Source organism: Acetobacter fabarum, assembly GCF_040702925.2.
In the GTDB taxonomy this organism is placed as follows: domain Bacteria; phylum Pseudomonadota; class Alphaproteobacteria; order Acetobacterales; family Acetobacteraceae; genus Acetobacter; species Acetobacter fabarum_B.
On sequence record NZ_JBFCXX020000045.1, the window covers coordinates 1 to 3,823 of the forward strand.

Here is a 3,823-nt window from a genome sequence, read left to right on the forward strand (position 1 = left end):
AGAACCTTCAATGCCAGCCTACTGCCCCTAAAATCGGGCAAAGACGTCTGTAATTCATGGTTCTTCGAACCCTCCATCTGGGTGGAGAATGCCCCCTTTGACCTTAAAGATAAGCTCAAGGCCCGTGGCTACCGCTGGAATGACGGCACAGATGGTCGCCCCAAAGCGTGGTTTACTGAAGTGCCGCAGGCGCAAAAAGAAGACGAACAGCATTTCCTGAAAACAGAAATCTATCTTCGTGAGGTCGCCCTGCTCACCCGTGAAATTACCGCATGGGATCGTTTCTCAGCCCGCGCCTGAAACACGCCCCTTTCCATTCCCCACTTCCCTTATTCCTCGGCATGGTAACAGCAGACAGGCGGCAGTCGCCTACTTTTCGGACATGAGAGCGGGTCAACGGCTTTGCCGAAAGCGGACCCTCCTTGCGAACACATTTCAAATCCCTGGACGCTGAAGTCTGCACATTCCGGACATTTGTCCATGCGTGGTCACTTCTCCTCAGGCAGATCTTTTCGGCGGACAGCAAGAGGTGTCCATTTACGAGCGCAAACGTCATTCAACCTACTTCAGCACGTTGTGATAGTGATCGTTGAGAATGATACTGTTGGCGGTAAACTCGTCCGCAGCATCGTCCACCGCTGGAATTGTCCACTCAGAACCTTTGCGAAATAAGCGCTGATCACCGTTTGGTGCTGTACCGGGATTGGCGTGCATCAGATCATTTCGAATACCGACAAGCCGCTTAAATTCATCGGCGGCTGGGCTGAGTGTCGCGACCACTGCCGGATCAGGATGTGCTGCTGCTCTGGCCACAAGATCGGTTGCAATCTGGCCGGCAGTTTTTTTCCCAACTGTCCCGATATATCCGGGGTCCATTTTCTCGCAGCAATAGACCGCAGCCCACTCGGCACGCGCAAAGCATATCAATGCGAGCCCGACTGCATGGAGGTATGGATCGTCGATTGGGACTCTAAGCCTATCGTCTTTCACGGAATCTTCCTCTCCTACACTTACGCTGCTGACGGTGTTGCCCCGTGCAAGGTGCAATCAAGATACCTGAATAACCCATTGGCGAGCAACGAAGCGGCGGACAGGAATTTTGTCCTCTAGCTATCTGGCTTATGTTCCTGCTACGTTCTCGTCATGGGCGCATATCAGGGCGACGACACAACCGGCTTTCAGAGCCCGGCGCAGAGACTATATCGAGCCGGTCATAAATCTGGCCGACATTCTCGATCTGCGTCGGCCGGGTCTCTCAAAACTGAACCGCCCCGAGATTGGCGGAGACGTTCGCTTCTAAGAGATCGAACCGCAAAGCAGACAGTCGCGTTTCCCCCAAAACTGCCTGTCCGCTCAGTGATGCAGAAGCAGACAGGCGGCAGTCGCCTTCTTTGCGGACATTCGAGCGCTTATGGTAATTGCCTGAAAGCGGACATCGCTAAACTAAGCGTGATAGACTGAGTTCGGGACTTGCGGTCGTTCAGTATCCTTTTGCCGAACGGCAGCATCCGGCTCAAACCGGTCGTTTATTAACGAACTGTTCCGGCGATCTGCCATGTCTAAATTGCCGTGGTATCCAAAAGGTCCGGTTCATATTCTGATTTGCTCGTAGGTGCCGTAGGTTCATCAGATAATGTCGGCGCGATCGCGGGTCCGGACAGGGGAAAGTGTCTAGGCTCAGGACCTATTAATTTATTGAACTGAGTGCATGGTTGTGCTTCACAGGCTTAGCGATGGAGGGTGGGCCTGTGAATGGTGTGTTTATGCCGACGTTCGTTTCGATCCGCGTGTCCCAATCCTTTGTAGCCTTTCGATATTCAATCATAGTAGTGACTCTGAAGAGGGCAGCCGCAATCAAGATTAGTGCGGAGACATGCTAATATGAGTGAAGTGAGCGAGGATCGGCACCGTGCTAGTGAATTGGTGTTTCAAAGGAATCACAGAAAGTCCTACTTTCGACGATACGACGGCCGAAGGGGTCCTTACGGACACGGGCTTGCTCAGCCAGTGGATAATCCACAATAGAGGCAATCCACTTGCCGGCACGCAGGTTGCCCAACAGAACGCGCTGTCGGCAAGCGCACTCGATGATCATGTCAACGCGTATAGAAAGGTGTCGGCAACAACCCCATACATCTCGCTAGGCGCCGGTTGCGTGGAGTATAATGGTCGCAAAAAGCCTGCATTAACATTTCCCGCCATCGGGACTGCTCTCAAGTTTGCGACCAAGGGTGGTAAGAGCCCAGGCTTCGTCTTCCGGCTTTGGGTAGTAACGACACCCAAGCCAGCTCCCGATATTCCTGGGTTAGCAGAGGACGTACGCGACTTGAAATTGTTCCCAACCTTTCACAGATTTCACTACCAAGGAGAGGTGACAGCAAAGCTATATGTCCCACGCCGTCAGATCGCTTGGGTGATGAAGTTCGACGCAAAAGGCAATGCCATCAATGCGGCATGGAAGGGCAGCAACAATTATTTTATCAACACCGATTTTGTGGAACCTGACGCAATCTCGAACGTGATCGGTGCAAGATGAGGCTACCCGGCAGCGAAACTTGGTCGGATGCAGATGTTGAAGCATGGCTCGCTTTTTCTGAGAACCTTCACACTGCTGTTAGCTCGATCATTCAAATTACAATTGAACAGAATCTGCCGGGTGGTCCGATTATACTGCCTCTCTGGACACCGACTGACGTCATCTACCAACAGGGTGATGCCGTCGGCCTGGCTTTTGTGACAGACCGTTTGGACGATGGAATGCGCATTGCCAGCAATATCTCGAAAATCGACATCCACCTGACTAGGCAAACGCTGATGCAGTGCCTCTTCAGCGCAACGCTGGGTGCGCTCACCGGAACGACAAAAGTTAGGTTGTCCGAAGAAAAGGCCATTATTGAGACTGTCAGATTTGGCCGTATTGAGCTGCTCAATCTCACCGATTACTCTCTGTCCGAGCGACATCGACTCGTTGAACTCATTGTTCCTGCGGCATTCGCATCGACGGCATTTATTGACGAAGTTCATGACCATGCAGGCGAGGGACTTGATCAGGGTTACAAGATCCCACAGCTTGACTTGTTCGCTCGACGTTCACCACTAGTCAGAGTAGCGCACGACTATCAGCAGACCGGGAAAGTTAACCAGTCTCTGTTGATGGGTAGTCTTCTAGACTACGAGGGCTATATCGCCACACTGCAAGATGACCAAGAGGAATGGAACGAGATTCCACTTCGCGGCTCACTGATAGACTGGCCGTTGCTCGCGACCTTGGTTGGTGTTCATCGCTGGACAAAGACGGATCAGGCCCACGATCTGACGGTAGGACCGGCCACTCGGTTCCTACAAGATCTCGCGCGCGAGATAGCAACTAGGCACGTTGCGGGGTAAAAAGGCTGAATTCTATTGCGGTCAGATTATTCGTGCATTGAGTGCTGAGTGTCTTCAACTGGCCGGCAATAGCCTCTTCGACTTGATGCCGATGACGGCTGCTATCAGCGTAGCGTTTTCCGAAAGCGGACAGGCAGGAAGCCCCCCCCCCCGAATGAGCCGTGGAGCGGGCCCTCAATCGGCAATACGCGGCGCGGATCGCCTCACGGCCGGTCAAATGTATTTACGATAGTCGGTGCTCTCGACCTGACCGTCCCTAACGTATTTGAGTATCTCGCCGACCATGCGCGCCGCCCGGATGGGTATCGGGAGCCGCTGATTCATCTGGGTCGAGTTCCAGTTGATCTTGGTGAGGGAGAACTGTTGATTTTCACTGAGAACTGACCCGGGTAGGGCGGAAATTTTCATCGAGATTTGACCCATGCCTTCACACTCC

The 3,823-nt window shown here is 52.9% G+C and carries 4 protein-coding genes and 1 pseudogene; 3 read left to right on the forward strand and 2 right to left on the reverse strand.

Annotated features, from left to right (window positions below; translation table 11 throughout):
- Nucleotides 1-300, forward strand: a pseudogene (locus tag AB2L51_RS14915) (hypothetical protein); the annotation flags it as partial.
- Between the two features lie 261 nt (nt 301-561).
- Here AB2L51_RS14915 and AB2L51_RS14920 read toward each other — a convergent pair.
- Entirely contained in the window at nt 562-990 is a 429-nt protein-coding gene (locus AB2L51_RS14920) for a hypothetical protein (protein WP_395583023.1), read from the reverse strand.
- A gap of 919 nt (nt 991-1,909) precedes the next feature.
- Between AB2L51_RS14920 and AB2L51_RS14925 the strand changes: the two genes are divergently transcribed.
- Both AB2L51_RS14925 and AB2L51_RS14930 read left to right on the forward strand, forming a co-directional pair.
- Entirely contained in the window at nt 1,910-2,536 is a 627-nt protein-coding gene (locus AB2L51_RS14925) for a hypothetical protein (protein ID WP_395583024.1), read from the forward strand.
- The gene (locus AB2L51_RS14930; protein ID WP_395583025.1) at nt 2,533-3,387 is read left to right on the forward strand and encodes a hypothetical protein; all 855 of its coding nucleotides are present in this window, start codon (nt 2,533-2,535) and stop codon (nt 3,385-3,387) included. The genes AB2L51_RS14925 and AB2L51_RS14930 overlap by 4 nt, the downstream gene beginning before the upstream one ends.
- Before the next feature lie 213 nt (nt 3,388-3,600).
- Here the strand turns inward: AB2L51_RS14930 and AB2L51_RS14935 are convergent.
- Nucleotides 3,601-3,823: hypothetical protein (locus tag AB2L51_RS14935; protein ID WP_475557850.1), on the reverse strand; the 223-nt coding region annotated here is incomplete at its 5' end.

Excerpts from the sequence above, each read along its gene's own strand:
- AB2L51_RS14930 (WP_395583025.1), top strand. The coding sequence starts at position 2,533 with ATGAGGCTACCCGGCAGCGAAACTTGGTCGGATGCAGATGTTGAAGCA.